Origin of the sequence: Terribacillus saccharophilus (genome assembly GCF_002272745.1) — a bacterium.
GTDB classification, from domain to species: Bacteria; Bacillota; Bacilli; order Bacillales; family Amphibacillaceae; genus Terribacillus; species Terribacillus saccharophilus_B.
This window is the reverse complement of the sequence record NZ_NPBD01000007.1, coordinates 108643-123992: the sequence shown is the minus strand read 5'-3', so window position 1 is coordinate 123992 and position 15350 is coordinate 108643. Positions and strand designations below refer to the sequence as shown.

Below are 15350 nucleotides of genomic sequence, written 5' to 3'. Positions count from 1 at the left end.
TTTTCCGAATCATCCTTTTATACCTCATCAACAGACCAGCTTATTGCTATAGTCTTAGTCACCCTTTTCTTAGCAGTTAAATGTTTATACGGATCTTTTATTATTCGAATTAGAGGCTCATCATTCACATTACTTACTAATACCAAGTTAAAGTTATCTCTTAACTTCTTTGCAACGCTCCATTCCTTATCAGTAAAACTTACTCCACCTTTTGATCCTGCTAATCCCTTTACTTCAAATACAATTTTTGGTTTAACGTCCACCTCAAAGTCGTACCCGCAGCCATTGTCTCGGCAGTCAATAATTGAAGAGTTTAATCCATTAATTTCCCCAGCGTTATATTTATTTAAGAAAATTTCTTCAGCTTTCTTACCAGTTATTCCACGTGTACCAAATTTCTTTTTTGATTTATGCTCATCGTCATCATCTGTATCAATAGTTTCTGTATATATATCTATGTTCTGTTTAATTTCGTCTTTATAGCCGTTAACGTCTATAATATCTCTTACAATGGCAACTAGTGCTTCTTCACTTAGATCTTTAAATTTCTCATAGACTTCTAATTTAGACGGACCAAGAGTGTCTTGGTGCCACCCCTTTCTATGTCCATGTAAAGGATCAAAATGATCTCTCATATTCTTTATCGTTTTCGGCTTGACATTCAACCTTTTTCCGATTTCATCAAATGCTCTTGTTATTCCCGTATAGATTTCAATGTTTTCAAGTGGTGTACGATCCTTCTCATCAACATAAAACCTAGACAAATAATAGGCTACTATTAAAGCTAATTTATGATTTTTCTCCATATTACACTCTCCTGCTACAGTAATATCTAATGTATTCAGGGCGCCTTCTCCCTGCGTCTTCCTTTTTGAAGCGGTTTCAGCTACAGGCTCTTCTAATGTTGATGATTGTGGAATGACTTCTTCAGGAGTCTGCTGGTTTAGCAGCTGCATCAGTATCGTCAGAACTGTCGTTCTTTTACATGCGCTACGGACAATCATCACTATTAGAAATGATGATATCATATTATTTATTTTCCTTGTCACCCCTATTCTGTATATGTATAGCATAACGCGATCATTAGTATAAAATACTAGTGTTATTATTCCCATCAATTCCACTATATTAGAAATAAAAAGAATAAATAGACTTGTTTAAGTAAACGTTTAATTATCTATAATAAAATTTAAGCATCCTTAAATTTCCACTAATTTGTACTATCTTTTTAATCTTTAACCCAATCATCTTCAGTTAGATTCAAACGCTAAAATGCTCTTGATAGTATAATAAGAGATAGGGGATGAAATAAAAAATAACCACCTTATTTCGAGATGGTTATTTTTTATTTCAAACTTATGTTTTTTTTGCAAACTTAATATTTATGTATGAGAATATTTAAACAGTTTACAGGCAAAAGTCTAAATTAGACCTTTACCCGCAAGCTTTTCACTTCAGAACGTACACGTTCTTTTAACGAATTTTCAACAACAAGTTTAGGCAAAAGTATTTCTCTAATATTTTCCTTTACCTCTTCACCTAAAGACAGCAAAATTCCCTCTGCAACAGCCCTAGCAAGTAATGGAGGCACCGCATTACCAATTTGCTGATACTGTGAGTCCTTTGGTCCGCAGAATTTATATGAATCCTGGAACGATTGTAGCCTAGCAGCTTCTCTAATACTGATAGCTCTGTCTATAACTGGATGAACCCACATCGATTTTCTAGCATTAAGTACAGTATCCGAAGGCTCATTATATGCAAGTCTTCTATAAATCGTATTTTGTGTTCTGCTATGATCTGTGTAGGTTGTTTTTAACGATTCATCCAAATTATGAAAGTTCTGGCCTTCTTTAAGAGCCTGAAATCTTTTCAGAGCTACTTCACGAGATTCAGTTCTGACATGGTTATATATCTTTTCTATATTATTAAGGTAATCATTTAGAGGACTATCAAGCAGTGGTCGATGGGAAGTCTTATCCATTTCATCATCTTTCACATTTACCCCGGGTGATATGTTTTCTAAGTCACCTATAGCATCATAGATTTTGTTGTACTCTTCCCTGTTATGAAATAATGGCTCAGGCGTTATGACATCTTCCGTTTTTAAACAAGTGCCTCTTATTCCCATTAAAACTAATCTGCTTCTTTCCTGTGCTACTCCATAATGAGCGGCATTGAAAATATACTTATCTTCATTTAATGCATAGCCTAAGCTGCTAAACTTTCTTTTAATATAATTAAACACATTAAATGATTTAATGATAATCTCAATATCATACTGATTTTCTTCTATATCAAATAACAAAACTCTATTCTCAATTACTTCTGAAATCTTGCGTATTACCTTCTGCGCCTCAATGATGTTTTCAAGCTTATCTGCATATGAAGCAATTTCTTCAGTTTTTTTGCTCATAAGATTTTTCAGCGTTTCTCCCAAGTCAGCCCAATCTAATTGATAGAGGCTATTCCAGTATTCACGATGCTGATTAAGCCAATGCTTATTTATCACCTTCATAAAAAATTTATAGTTTGTCTCTTTCTCTATAAAGTGCAATAAATCCTTGGTCGATTGCTTTTTAGCATGCTTTAAAAGTGTATTTAATTTAGAGAAGAGGTCTTTATTAATCATGAAAGGTGTTAAATCAGTTCGCTGTTCGTACGCATTCATAAGAAAATTTCTTAAGTTAGCAGAATAATATGTACTTCTGCCGATCTTAATATGTTCTTCCACAGGCTCGATTTCCAGCTTAATAAGTTCAACTTCGTCCCCTTCACTCATAAAGAACTTATGCTTTTCTGACTCCATGCTTTTCACGTTTTCCATCACAAAAGCTATAGGACGAATTTCTTCGATCGCCCGCAAATATTCCTTAACAAGATTATTATTCGAAGAAATTAAGGTATTCTGCTGCCGATTAGCATTAGAAAAGCCTTGACATGGCGGTCCCCCGATCACCACATCTATATCACAGAATTCACCAATCCTTTCTGCATTTTCGTCTGTATATCGGAGCTTTGTAATATCCTCAAATGAAATTACGTCTTTATGGTGGTTCATTTCGTAGGTTTTACGTGCGTTCTCATTAATTTCGACAGCGACTTTCACTTCGAACCTGCCTGTCTGTTCAAAGCCGTTGCTGAGACCGCCTGCCCCTGCAAAAAGATCCATTACTTTAAATTTTTTCATTATAAAACCTCACTTCAATAAGAAGTAGTCTTTCTATATTTTAATATAAGAACAAACGTTCGTAAATATATTTTTAGTCAGCTTTTCAATTATAACATATTTATTTTTTGAGATTAATGCCAAATGGTGTAATGTGGGTCGTCATGTGTAAGATTTCAGAATATACACTAAACCGACGTGATTATATGCCTTAAAGAATAAAACAAAATCACAGCGCTCCAATAACATGAAAGCAATAAAGTTCCAGTCCATGCCGGAGAATGCTGTCACTAAGGCTCTGGAAATGTGTGCAGGGATCAGGAAGTGAATCAATTTTAAAAAAGGCTGGAATGTAATGAATGCGCATTTGGGAGCATGGAATCAAGCAGGACTTTGACCACTGCAGTCAATTCTATTGCCGAGCTTATAAGACACCATAGGCTCTTAAATGAAAAACACCCTGAATCTCTATTAAAGGATTAGGGTGATATGATTAAATTAAGTTTTTCAATTCCTGCGAACAGGTTTCTTTGTACTGAATCCAGCATGCTTCTTGCTTCGCCCATTGTGTAACGTTTCGCTCTCCGGCAGATTCTTTAAGATAGGACAATGTCTTATCTGCAATTATTCGAATGATACCATCCCATTTTTCTGAAAGAGACTGTTCTTCCCATACTCCAACTAAATCAATCTGTTCACTGTATACCTGATGAATCATTGCAGTAGTATAATAAAGAACGTTTGCTTTGTAACCTCTTAGCTTCATTTCATCAACAATTTCTTTTACCCGAAGATTGATTATAGCTCGAGCAATTAGTTTTTGATAGACAGAAAATGTTATCTTATCTAGGGTACTTCCGCTCCAGAAGCTCTTATTCAGATCCATGAATTTTTTAAACGCTTCCTCTCCGCCCTTACTGGAAACATGAGGATAGCCTTCCCATGACATGAAATACTTAGCCATATCAACTTTTGTCAGGACTTTATCTTTCGGATATTGCTTCTTAAAGTCGGTCTGTTCTTTGCCTCGTTTGCGCCTGTTAATATCAACCATATACTGCCCTCTAGCACGTTCAAAGTACCATTTGCTTTCAGATCTTCTTCCATCAATTGCAGGAATCCAGATGTTTCTTGAAAATTTCTCCAGATCAGACATAAAACGTGTATTGGCTAATAGATCTGATTTATTAATCTTGTTTTGTGTATTGGCATACTGTGAAATGCGTGAAATCATTTCATCTTCGAGCTGGTGCTGATCTTTTTCAACAGATTCATTAACATGTAGGATTGTAAGTTTTGCCTGAACATAGACATCCTTAAGGCTGATCCCATCCTTGTAAGCTTTATGAATGGAAGCTGTCGTTTGACCGCCGTTGACAATCTGCCAGCCGCTTAATCCTTTAATCTTAAATTGGTTTACACCATCTTTTACTGGTTCAAAGTCACCAGTACGGGCTACTGTTGAAATACCATTATTATAGGCAACAAACTTTATACGCTGAAAAGGGTCTTTTAGTGTATCGCGAATTCCTTTGTTGGTCCCTCCCCTTGCTTGAAGGAATGAACGGACATTTCGCTCAACAAGCTTTTGCCCCCATTCATCATAAGCTTTAGCAAGTAGCTCAGCAGAAATATAACCTACATAACATTCAAAATCCTTCACACCGCTCGAGGGGTCAGGGACAAACATCATTTCAAATGTTTCACCATAGTCCCGTTCAAAATCAATGTAGTCTGTTTCAATAGCCTGCTCAGAAGTAATCAGCTGCTGAACTCGATCGATATCCCATACTTGAACATTAACTGTTTCAATACCAGGTATGGTTATTTCTACAGGCTTATTGGAAGTATAGTACATGTTCGTGATAACAAAAATATTAATCTCATTTAAGCTGTTCTTTACTTCATCAATGACTTTAGCAAGATCATAGGCTTCCAATGAATGATCAATCGTCTTAAGAAGAATCTTTGAATTTGTAATAAAACGTTTTGCCCGATTGGCCATTTCAGCAACAGCAGTCATGTTGACGGAAAGCAGATCTTCTTCATTCTGCTCAAAGTTATAATCAGCCAGATAAATATCTAATACTTGATTTTCTTCATCATAAGAATAGGCATTTACGGCAATGTTTTTTCCAGTATCCTTATAAGGAGGCAACAGAATTTCAGGTTCATCTGGTCTGTCCATAAAGGAAATCATTTTTTCCAGGAAAGGGACCTGATAGCTACCGGATTTGATCGCTTTTTCTTCCAGATCTTCCATAAATTCGAGCAGAAATTCTTTTCTTTGTCTTGTCTCTATCATTTTTTACCCTTCCACTCTAAACATTTGATATATGGTTTCCGGATCCTTCTCATATTCTGAACAATGAGTCAGATCAATATTATAGCTTACATGTGAAATTCCTTTTGGCAGATGTTCCTTTATTAGGCGGGGAAAATCTTTACCAGCCTCGTAAACCTCTGTCTTTTCCATAAAATATAGCACATTTCCATATTCTTCCTCCCTAAACCCCAGATCAGTCAATAAATCGCTATAAATGAGTGCGATTCTTTCAGATCTTTCTGCAAGCTTGGCACGAACCTGTCCTGCCAGCTCCTGAAGAGAAAGCCCATGTGTGCGGCTTTGCTCAAGAAAACATATATAGATATAAATAGAAGATACGGCTTCATTGATCTTTAGCTGGTTCTCATTTGATATTTTAATCGTTTTTGATAATTTTTCAATAACTGTTTTGATTTCTAGTCCGCACCTGGTTCCTTTAAAATCAATGCGGCCTTTCGTCGGCCCCTCCCATTGCTCGATTATAAGAGGCGGCTGGCCAGGGTGCTTGTCCAACCATTCATTGATAAACCATAATTCTCCAAATAACCCACGCTGCTGTTCTTCAGATAACTGCTTAAACCCTCCGCGCTGAAAGAAGGTTCTCCATCGATCAAGTACTTTATAGACGGTTGAAAAGAGAGAGTCTTCTTCAGCCGCTACCAGATGTTCAGCGAGGTTCTGCAGTACAACTTCAAATATCTCCGGACTTTGTTCATCCTCTTGTCTGATAACAAGGAAATGATGCTCTTTTAAGAGGGAGAGTTTTTCAAGATATTCTACCTTTACAGACATTCCCCTCCACTTCGGCAATGCATTTTCCTGTTCTTCGTCCCATCCTTCTGTACCCAAATCAATGTACAGCTGACGATGATGATTGACGGGATCGATTCCCGCAAACATAATTGGATTCTCATAAGTCAGGACATTCAATTTATAAACTTCACTCTCGTTCTGACTTTTAAGTTCTTGTATCATCTGCTCAAACTCTATTTTTAGGTTCAACACAGGTACTCTCCTTAAATAAAGTTTATTTATACCGTTTTATTTGTCTGGTAGACCCCTTTATCTTCTATTTCCGTCCCAGGGAAGGAAAAGGCAATTCCAATTGGCACTAATTTTGAGGAGAATTCCACATCTAGACTGTTAAAGATCTGCACTTCTGGATGCAGAGGATAAATTAACATTAACCCTTTCACCTTGTCTCGCATTCTTCTTTTTTCCATACGATCTTTTATCCCTTTAATCTCCTCATAGTCCAGATCCATGTATTCATGGTTTGGAGACACAATAGCTTTAATGTCTCTTGTTTGATCCTTGCTTTCAGGCTGAGTAACATTATTTCCTAAAGCTGAAGCAGATTTCAAATTGATTTTACCTAATGTAACTGGATATTCTGATAAGCCTGAAGTAGATTTAGGCTCACCTTCTACAATTGAAACTGTCCAATCTGTTAATTCTCCTTCTTTGTTAACTCTGTCAATATAGTCAGCAATTAGTACAGAATTTACAATATTACTGTCAGCTGTTTGATAATCTGACAGAAATTCCTTGATATGTTCTGCGTTCACACCAGATGCTGAGTAAAAGCTGGTTTTTCTGTATGTCGTTATTGTTAAAGGAAGCTTATTAACGAGCTTAACAGCCGCATCCATGTTTCCTTTCATTACATCTTCACTCGGATCAAATAGCCTTGTCTGCTGTAGGGTGCCGGCATAAATAACATTTGAAGACACTGCATTTCTCATTTTCAGCGGACTTGTCAGCTTCATTGTTGGATGACTAAGCATTTTAACTGCATATTCAGAAGGTGTCTTCTTCATTGCAGCCAGACGGTCGAACTCCTGCCGAAGCTGAATCATCGCAATGGCCAGGTGTTCAAAATTCGATGCAATTTCATTTGATGTATAGATGCGGCAGAGATCCATATAGCCCTTTCTATAGCCAAACCAGCGTCCCATCTGCATGAGAGTGTCATACATTAGCGAATTTCGGAAGTAATAAGTAATACTTAAGCCTTCAAGCGTCAATCCCCTGGACAATTTGTCACCGCCAACAGCGATGACATTTAACCCTTCTTCTTTATATTGGTGGTAATCCAAAGCATCCCGGCTGTTACCATTAATTTCGAAAACCTGTATGCTTTCACAGCATTTCCTCAATTCATCATATACTTGATTCCAGCTAAATTCCGGATGACTTTCATTCGGCCAATCTCTGCTTGTTGGGAGAATATCATTTTCATAAAGCTCCTGCAGCTCCGCAATCAAACTGCTTTCCGGATTATACTGCAACTGCTTTGATATAGCATCAAAAGCACGGGCTACTTCATCTTTTACACTTGACTGGACATCCTTAAAGCGGGAAGTGTGAATGAGCATTGAATTATGCTTCTTTCCTTGTCCTCTCAGATTGCGGATGGCAATTACGAGCAGGAATTCAAGCATTGCTTCATGCATTTGCGGAGGAACTTCTTCGAATTTATCTGCGTCGGATTTCTTTTTAATTGTTGTAAATACATCAAGGTCTTCCTGTCGCAAATGTCGGATCAGACTTGGCCGAGTATCTTCGGCATCCTCTTCCACATTAAAGTATTCCTCGGGCCCGCAATATTCCCTCGGCTTTGGCAGCCCGACAAGAAAATCTTTCGGATACAAGTCATCGCCTTCTTCATCTGTACTTCCTTCTTTACTGATAAGAAGGTTAGCAAAAGGTGTTGCTGTATAGCCAACAAAAGCTTTTCGCTTAAACACTTCAAGAATCTGTCTGATCAGGCGATTGATCGTTTTGGGATCTTCATTTTTCTCTGGATTGGAAGTGTCAACTGATGCCTGGTCTGCCTCATCATCAACAATTAAGACGGGAATATCCAGATTATATAAATCACGATGATTAATTAACTGGTCTCGAAGTGACTCTAGTACTGTTTTATTTTTCTTAACAACCATTATTGTTGGTGAGTTTAGGTTGCTCGTACCTCTTCGGCTTGACTTGATATCATTATCTTCTGTTGTCCAGGAAGAAATAATATGATCAGCCGTATTTGCGTATATTTGGGCAACTCCTATTGGATTTCCATCTTTATCTGTCCGGTTCCCGATTACCTCTTCATTCAGACGAATTTGTGTCTGAGCTCTTAAATCATTATGGATTCCTGATAAAACAATAATAAGCTTGTACCCGACGTCATAAGCCTTATTAATCAGACCAGTAAAGTTAGCTGTTTTCCCCGACTGGACATACCCTAATACAAGGCCGCGTTTATCGAATGGTTCCATTGACTTTGGATTTCCGATAGAAGCCATGATCTGATTGGTTGTTTCATCAATGGTAGTAACTGCCTCAAGCGGCCATTTTTTCAAATCGGAGAGATATCTTCGGTACCTGTTCCAGAAAAAACCGCTTGCGGACATTTTAGGCTCAAACCAGCTTTTTTCTTTAGAGTTCCTCATAACATAATCCTTTCGAACCTCTAAACCAACTTTATATTTCATGAACATTTCAAGAGACCACTTTTGAAATGTTGCATCGTCAATTGGGGCAATTCCGGATGCCAGTAATCTCGCTAAGTCCAATGCTTTTTCTCCAGCTTCTTCTGAATTTGCAGAGTGACTTTTTAACATATAATAATTTGTGGTAAATGCCTGTTCAAACAGACTCTTATTATCCATTGCTGACAATCAAGTTCGCCTCCGATGTAATTGCTTTTAATGTTGCACGGTTTAGTCCATCAAATGCAGGCTGTGTTAACAAAATATTCAGCAGCTGTTCTTCATTTTCAGCCACATTCAGCTGCATCATAGAAGAAGCAAATTGGACCACCAATTCTTTCTGGCTGTCCGGTACCTCCTGCACTTCTTCTTCTGGAACCTTTGGAGAATCTATAATATTGCTTGGAGAGCCAAGCTGTACAAATTTCAAATATAAGTTTAATAGCTTTGCATTTTCATCATCCAGATTTTTAAGCAGTTCAGAAAGAATCGGATGATTCCGGTTTAAAATAAACTGTGGGCCATCCTCGCTTCCCGACTGCTCCCATGTGTTTAAGTTGCCCTTTACAGAAAGATTCCTAGGACCAGACTGTGTCCTGAAATAGAAAATATCCCTTGAAACTTTTCGTGCAATGGATGAAATAGCTTCTAGTCTTCTTTTAGCGTCTTCAGGCAGATTAATGCCTGATTTTTTTATATCGACCTGCCAGTCCGAATCGGCTGCATTGGGAAGATCAATGCGCACTCTGGCCAGCTGTGAGGCTGCATCCTTTGGAAACAGACCCATCCAATCGCCAAAATATAGAAGACGGTTTTCCCGGTATATATATAATCCCTGATGATCGCGCCAGCCTTTGTAACCGCCCACCTTCTTATATTCAGACTCTGTTAAATGGGAGGCATGAGGCAAGATAAAATACTGTACTTTGATTCTATTATCATTAATCCTAAGGATCTGCATTTCGCCTTCCAGTGTATTCGGATGGCATTTCATAAATGGATCCCACGGTTCTGTCTCTTTACCGTTGATAAACATGCTTACTTCTTTTTTCTCCAGTATAGAGTGAAAGACAAATTCCAGGTGTCTATTAATACGGGAAACTTTATTATAGAAGCTCGTTTCTTTTAATTTACGCTTTCGTCCAACCCCCATGAAGCGGTCAAGCTTATCAATACAGACAACTGTGCCGCTTTCTTCCCTTATATCCCCCATTTGCAATTTGACTTCTTCAGGAATACTGGTAAAAAGCTGCCATTCATTGCATTCTGATACATGATCAAGGTCCCAGCATCTCTCATTATAAAGTCCATCTTTTTTTGTCAAAACACTCAATCGCTTCCCAAGTGAAAAAGAAGCCGTTTTTAACCCCATGCCAAAACGGCCGAGTTCATTTGCTCCTCTATACTCTCTCGGGTCCTTGGAACCAATACTCATGGCAATTTGAAGCATCTCTTCAGTCATACCGAAACCATTATCATATATGGTAATCATTCCATCTGTTTCAATATAAGTAAAATTTATTTTAATAGATGATGCCTTAGCATCCAGACTGTTATCTACTAGATCGGCAATAGCTGTGCTTGCATTATATCCAATAGAACGAAGTGCCTGTATCACAGGCGCTGCTGATGGTCTTGTCAGAACTATATTCATCTATAAAACTCCGTTTCGTAACAATATTCATCATAATTATAGCAAAAATTAACAGAATAAAGTGTTGATATTGGATTTAACCCTTCACCATATACTTTATTTGCAGGTAGCGAATTGTTTCTGGATGATTCGGTTCCTGAAATAATAACTTTTTACCCTTTACTATTTAAAAACCAGTGTCATTTGCTATGATGAATAAGGCTATTCATTACAGTATGTTTTATAAATATATAAATATGTAAAGAACTGAAATTTATAAGTAGCGTATTTAACTTGCATAATTTAGTCTTAGGTTTATTCCTTATTCATTAAGCCCCCGTTAGCTAAAAAAAATGACCGCTGTAGCGATCATTTCTTTAACTCATGCATCCGTTAAGTTAATATGCACATTGCACTTTTCTTGTACCTTCCTTATCTTTTCTGCTCAGAGAAAGCTCAAGAAATTCATACAAAAAGTATGCCTATACTGTATTGTATTTCCCTTTCGATAAATCACTGGAATCATGTAGCAGCCTTCAGCCCTTTATTTTAACCATGTTGGCTTGATATTCCATGTATTATTAGTATTTTAGCAAAAAATCTTTCTTGATTTTTTCAATATCCCTACTGGTAATTTCTGCAATATATTTCAATAAATCATCATAGTTTTCTACATTATTGAGCTTTTTGAATTTCTCTACATGTCCCTCAAAACCACTAAAATATTCACTTTGATAACTTGGGTTGTTATAAATTTTAATAAATTCAAGATAATCTTTTGTAGACATTTTATCTTTAATTTGAATAAGAATATCATTCCAATTATTAATTCTTTTTTTATGTATAGGCTTTTTTACGCCAATTTCCCTTTTTTTCTCATTTTTTATCTGTTGAATAAACTGTTCGATTTCATCTATATATCGAAAAAGTTCATTCCTATTTTGACTATCCAATTCCGTTAGTATTTTAGTTTTATAATGTAAATAACTATTATGTCTTGGATGCAATTTGTCTTCTGTTTTGGATTCTTTTTTCCACTTTATTGCTGCTCCTCCAACACTACCTACAACACTTATAAATGCTCCAATCTCTTTTTTATTGTCTTTAACGAATTTCCCTGTTTTTTTAACACCTTTAATAACTGGTCCAATTGGTATTCGTGACATACTTATTCCCCCTTAAGTTAGAAAACAGAAGCATCTTGAAATATATAATTCTCACCAACCATTATGGGTATCTACTCATGATATTTGACGTTGGAAAAAGCATTTCCTTTATAATTTATGCTTCTTAAATATTTGCCTCTACTTATGATATGGTTCCCCCTTAATAATCCGAAAAGCCCGATAAACCTGCTCAACCAACACCAACTTCATCAACTGATGGGGAAATGTCATCTTCGAAAATGACAGCGCATAATCGCTCCGCTGCATAACTTCTTCACTTAATCCCAAGGATCCACCTATCACAAACACAATCTTACTCTTCCCGTACGTGGCCAAGCTGTCAATTTTCGACGCGAGTTGCTCGGATGTGATCATTTGGCCTTTTATTTCCAGGGAAATGACGTAGTCGTCGGGGCCGATTTTCGACAGGATGCGGTCGCCTTCTTTTTGTTTGACGATTTGCATGTCTGCTTCGCTCAGGTTTTCAGGGGCCTTTTCGTCGGGTACTTCGATTAGGTCGACTTTGGCGTAGGCGCCGAGGCGTTTGGTGTATTCCTCTATGCCTTGCTTGAGGTATTTTTCCTTTAGTTTGCCGACGCTGATGATGGTGATTTTCATTTGTTTGCCTTCTTTCCGTCCAATTTGTCTCTATCTGTCATTATATAGCTGATTGGCGGAGTTTACACAGTGTTTTATGAAGAATGGTGGAGTGGATTTCGTGTCTTTTGAGGGATCGTCTCCTAATTCAGAATTACTTTTTCCGATTTCTATTCACTTCTCTGCCATACACGGCCATGCTAATGAGGAATAGAAGAGTTGAGAGCCAGATAACAATTCCGCTCCATTCTCCATCCAAGAGGGTTACGTTAATAAGGTTGCTGATGTGCATAACGGCTATGATAACAATCAGAATGCTGAGCGTTCTCACACATATATACCTCCAGTCTAGTACTAGAATTCCAATGATAAAGTCTATATATATACGAAATAGACTATCTTAATTTCCAGCAAAAAAGCCCCTCCTGTTTTAACCAGGTAGGGCTCTTCTATGTGTTTCAACATTATTTATTTCTTCTAGTAATCACGATGGTATAAACAAACAAAGCAAAGAAGATAGAGATCACCAGCGCATGCATTAATCCAAACGTTAAGTTTTGATTCGAGGTGAATACCATACCTATACCACTTATAAGCTGGACGACTATTAGAAGCAGACTTATTAGACTAAGAATTACTAATAGACGTTGATGCTTGTACTGTTTTAATACCCATACAACAAACACAGCGATAAGGACTGTTAACAGCATCCCTGCTATGCGATGGAACATCTGCGCGAATACAACTGTTCCTTGGCTGAACAAAACGGCTTCTCCATTACATAATGGAAACCCTTTGCAGACGGCGGACGCTTCCATATGCTTTACGAATGCCCCTGTATAGATGACCGCGTAAGCGTAGACAGTAATGAAGACGATATAACGTCTAAGCTTCCTCCCGACTTGTATGGCGACTTTGGTAGATGGTGTTTCGAATGTAAACAGCGTTATGGCAAAAACGGCTGCTAAGGAGATTGCTGAGAAGCCAAAATGCAATGCCATTATTAATGGCGGCTGTCCGAATACAACCTGCCCTGCTCCCATTAAGCCTTGTACTATAATGGCAGCTGAAGCTAGAATGGCAAAGAACTTTATTTCTTTCATATGCTTTAGTTTACGCCAAGACCAGAATGATAGAATTAAAACTAGTAATCCCGCGGTGCTGGATATCAATCGGTGGGTGTATTCAATGATTGTTTCCAGTGTAGGGTTATAAGGGATAACATCCCCGAAACAGAGCGGCCATGTGGTGCCGCATCCTTGACCTGATCCTGTTTTCGTAACTAGGGAACCTTGTAATAGAACAATTAGTACAATAACTGTAGTTATGATGCTGTAGATTTTTAGTTTTGTCATTTGTCTCCTTCTCCAGTAACAGAGACATCTTCCATCCATTCAACAATCGTATCTACTATAATGACTTGTTGTTCCCCCACTGTGATCTGTGCTTCCTTATCACCAGATTGGCTGCCATATACGCCGAAATAGGCGTGATTGCCGCCAGGAATTTCTGTGAAGTCTGATGTTTGTGGCAAATAAGCGCTGTATTCTTCTATCTTTTCAGGTGTACTCAATCCATCCTCAGTCCCGCTGATGGAAAGTACAGGTAGTTCAGAATCACGTAACTCATCATTTTCTGCTGCATATGCACCAAGCAGGATCAGTCCTTTTATGCTCTCCATATTTTGATCTGCGTACATAGCTGCTGCAGCACCTCCCATGGAATGCCCTGCAATATACCATTCTATCTCTTTCTCTTCTTCTATTACTTCATTTGCTTTGGAAACATCGAGTATGGGTAAGTTCAATCGAACAGATGGGATAGCGACGGTTATATTGTGCTTTACTAGCTCTTGTGCTAGGTAGGCATATGCTTCTGGCTCAACCTTTGCCCCCGGATAAAGAATGATCCCTTTGTCCGCATGTTCAGCTCTATCGATATACCATCCATCTTCTAACTGTATGTCTTCCTCTATTGCAGCCTCTGAGGAATCTATCGCACTATATGTATCTTGCGACCACATTAAGAATAACGCCAATCCCAAGACAACAAGTATACCTAAGCTGCTTAACGTAATAATTAGTATTTTCTTATTCAAAAGCTTCTTCATCATTTCAACCTCACCATTCCAGATTCATCCTAGCTGACAGCGATCCGCTACCTATTATGAAAGAACGATCTTCCTTTTTTATGAGTCATTTCTGAATATCTCCTTCAACCTGATTAAGGTCATATGGATATTCCTGTGGATACCCACTATATATATGTCATTTTAGACATATGAAACTATAGATATAGTAATAGACGCTCCATACTTTGGTCAAGTTGATATGCTATAATTTCTTTAAATAGACAAATCTTAAGGAATTGATGTTTTATGAGCCTACGTTACGCGTTGTTAGGAATCATCGCGAAAGAACCCGTAACTGGATATGATGTAGTGAAAATATTTAAGCAGCGTATGACTTATTTTTGGAATTCGACGCATAGCCAGATCTATACAGAACTGCACAAAATGGAAGACAACAACTTAATACAACATGAACTAGTGGTTCAGGGAACCCTACCAAATAAAAAAATCTATTCGCTTACCGATACAGGAAAAAAGGAACTAATACGCTGGGCGTTGGAAGAACCTTTAAAGCCTGCAAAGATCAAGGATGAGTTCTTAATAAAGACGACTATTTTCCCTTTCTTATCCGCCGAAGACATTAACAACTTATTGGATGAAGTAATAGCGAGAGAGGAAAAAACATTACGTATGACGAAAGAGTGGAAGAAACACTTTACTAGCCAAGAAGAACATTCTGTTGGCACGATATTAACCGTTGAATATGGCATAAAGTATTCCGAAATGTACTTGGAATGGTGCAAGTGGGCAAAGCAATACATCCAGGAAAATATGCAGCATTAATGAAGCGTTGCAGCTACCAGAAATATAGCTGCAACGCTTCTTTTTTAGAGATGTGCT

General features: G+C 37.7%; 12 protein-coding genes. 1 reads left to right on the top strand and 11 read right to left on the bottom strand.

Annotation, left to right across the window (positions count from 1 at the left end):
• Positions 1-17: 17 nt before the first annotated feature.
• The 11 genes from CHH58_RS07900 to CHH58_RS07855 form a co-directional block, all read right to left on the bottom strand.
• Positions 18-1028: a DUF3883 domain-containing protein gene (locus tag CHH58_RS07900; RefSeq protein WP_170937558.1), complete on the bottom strand. Its 1011-nt coding sequence runs from the start codon at positions 1026-1028 to the stop codon at positions 18-20.
• Between the two features lie 398 nt (positions 1029-1426).
• On the bottom strand, positions 1427-3190 hold the full coding sequence (locus CHH58_RS07895; RefSeq protein ID WP_095262319.1) for a DNA cytosine methyltransferase: 1764 nt from the start codon (positions 3188-3190) through the stop codon (positions 1427-1429).
• 472 nt (positions 3191-3662) lie between these two features.
• Positions 3663-5474, bottom strand: a complete 1812-nt coding sequence (locus CHH58_RS07890) for an AIPR family protein (RefSeq protein WP_095262318.1) — start codon at positions 5472-5474, stop codon at positions 3663-3665.
• A gap of 3 nt (positions 5475-5477) precedes the next feature.
• Positions 5478-6500, bottom strand: a complete 1023-nt coding sequence (locus CHH58_RS07885; RefSeq protein ID WP_095262317.1) for a PD-(D/E)XK motif protein — start codon at positions 6498-6500, stop codon at positions 5478-5480.
• Positions 6501-6526: 26 nt separating this feature from the next.
• On the bottom strand, positions 6527-9172 hold the full coding sequence (locus tag CHH58_RS07880) for a Z1 domain-containing protein (protein WP_095262316.1): 2646 nt from the start codon (positions 9170-9172) through the stop codon (positions 6527-6529).
• Entirely contained in the window at positions 9156-10637 is a 1482-nt protein-coding gene (locus CHH58_RS07875; protein ID WP_095262315.1) for an ATP-binding protein, read from the bottom strand. The genes CHH58_RS07880 and CHH58_RS07875 overlap by 17 nt, the downstream gene beginning before the upstream one ends.
• A 560-nt stretch (positions 10638-11197) precedes the next feature.
• The gene (locus tag CHH58_RS07870) at positions 11198-11782 is read right to left on the bottom strand and encodes a hypothetical protein (protein ID WP_095262314.1); all 585 of its coding nucleotides are present in this window, start codon (positions 11780-11782) and stop codon (positions 11198-11200) included.
• A 138-nt stretch (positions 11783-11920) separates the two neighbouring features.
• Positions 11921-12400 (bottom strand): 23S rRNA (pseudouridine(1915)-N(3))-methyltransferase RlmH, encoded by a 480-nt coding sequence (gene rlmH / locus CHH58_RS07865; RefSeq protein WP_093726097.1) that lies wholly within the window; start codon positions 12398-12400, stop codon positions 11921-11923.
• Positions 12401-12533: 133 nt separating this feature from the next.
• On the bottom strand, positions 12534-12710 hold the full coding sequence (locus tag CHH58_RS18365; protein ID WP_170937557.1) for a hypothetical protein: 177 nt from the start codon (positions 12708-12710) through the stop codon (positions 12534-12536).
• 133 nt (positions 12711-12843) lie between these two features.
• Positions 12844-13734: a COX15/CtaA family protein gene (locus tag CHH58_RS07860; RefSeq protein WP_095262313.1), complete on the bottom strand. Its 891-nt coding sequence runs from the start codon at positions 13732-13734 to the stop codon at positions 12844-12846.
• Positions 13731-14492, bottom strand: coding sequence for an alpha/beta family hydrolase (locus CHH58_RS07855; protein WP_095262312.1), 762 nt, complete (start codon positions 14490-14492; stop codon positions 13731-13733). The genes CHH58_RS07860 and CHH58_RS07855 overlap by 4 nt, the downstream gene beginning before the upstream one ends.
• A 264-nt stretch (positions 14493-14756) precedes the next feature.
• On the opposite strand from CHH58_RS07855, the gene CHH58_RS07850 reads away from it, so the two are divergent.
• Positions 14757-15293, top strand: coding sequence for a PadR family transcriptional regulator (locus CHH58_RS07850; protein ID WP_095262311.1), 537 nt, complete (start codon positions 14757-14759; stop codon positions 15291-15293).
• Positions 15294-15350: the final 57 nt, after the last annotated feature.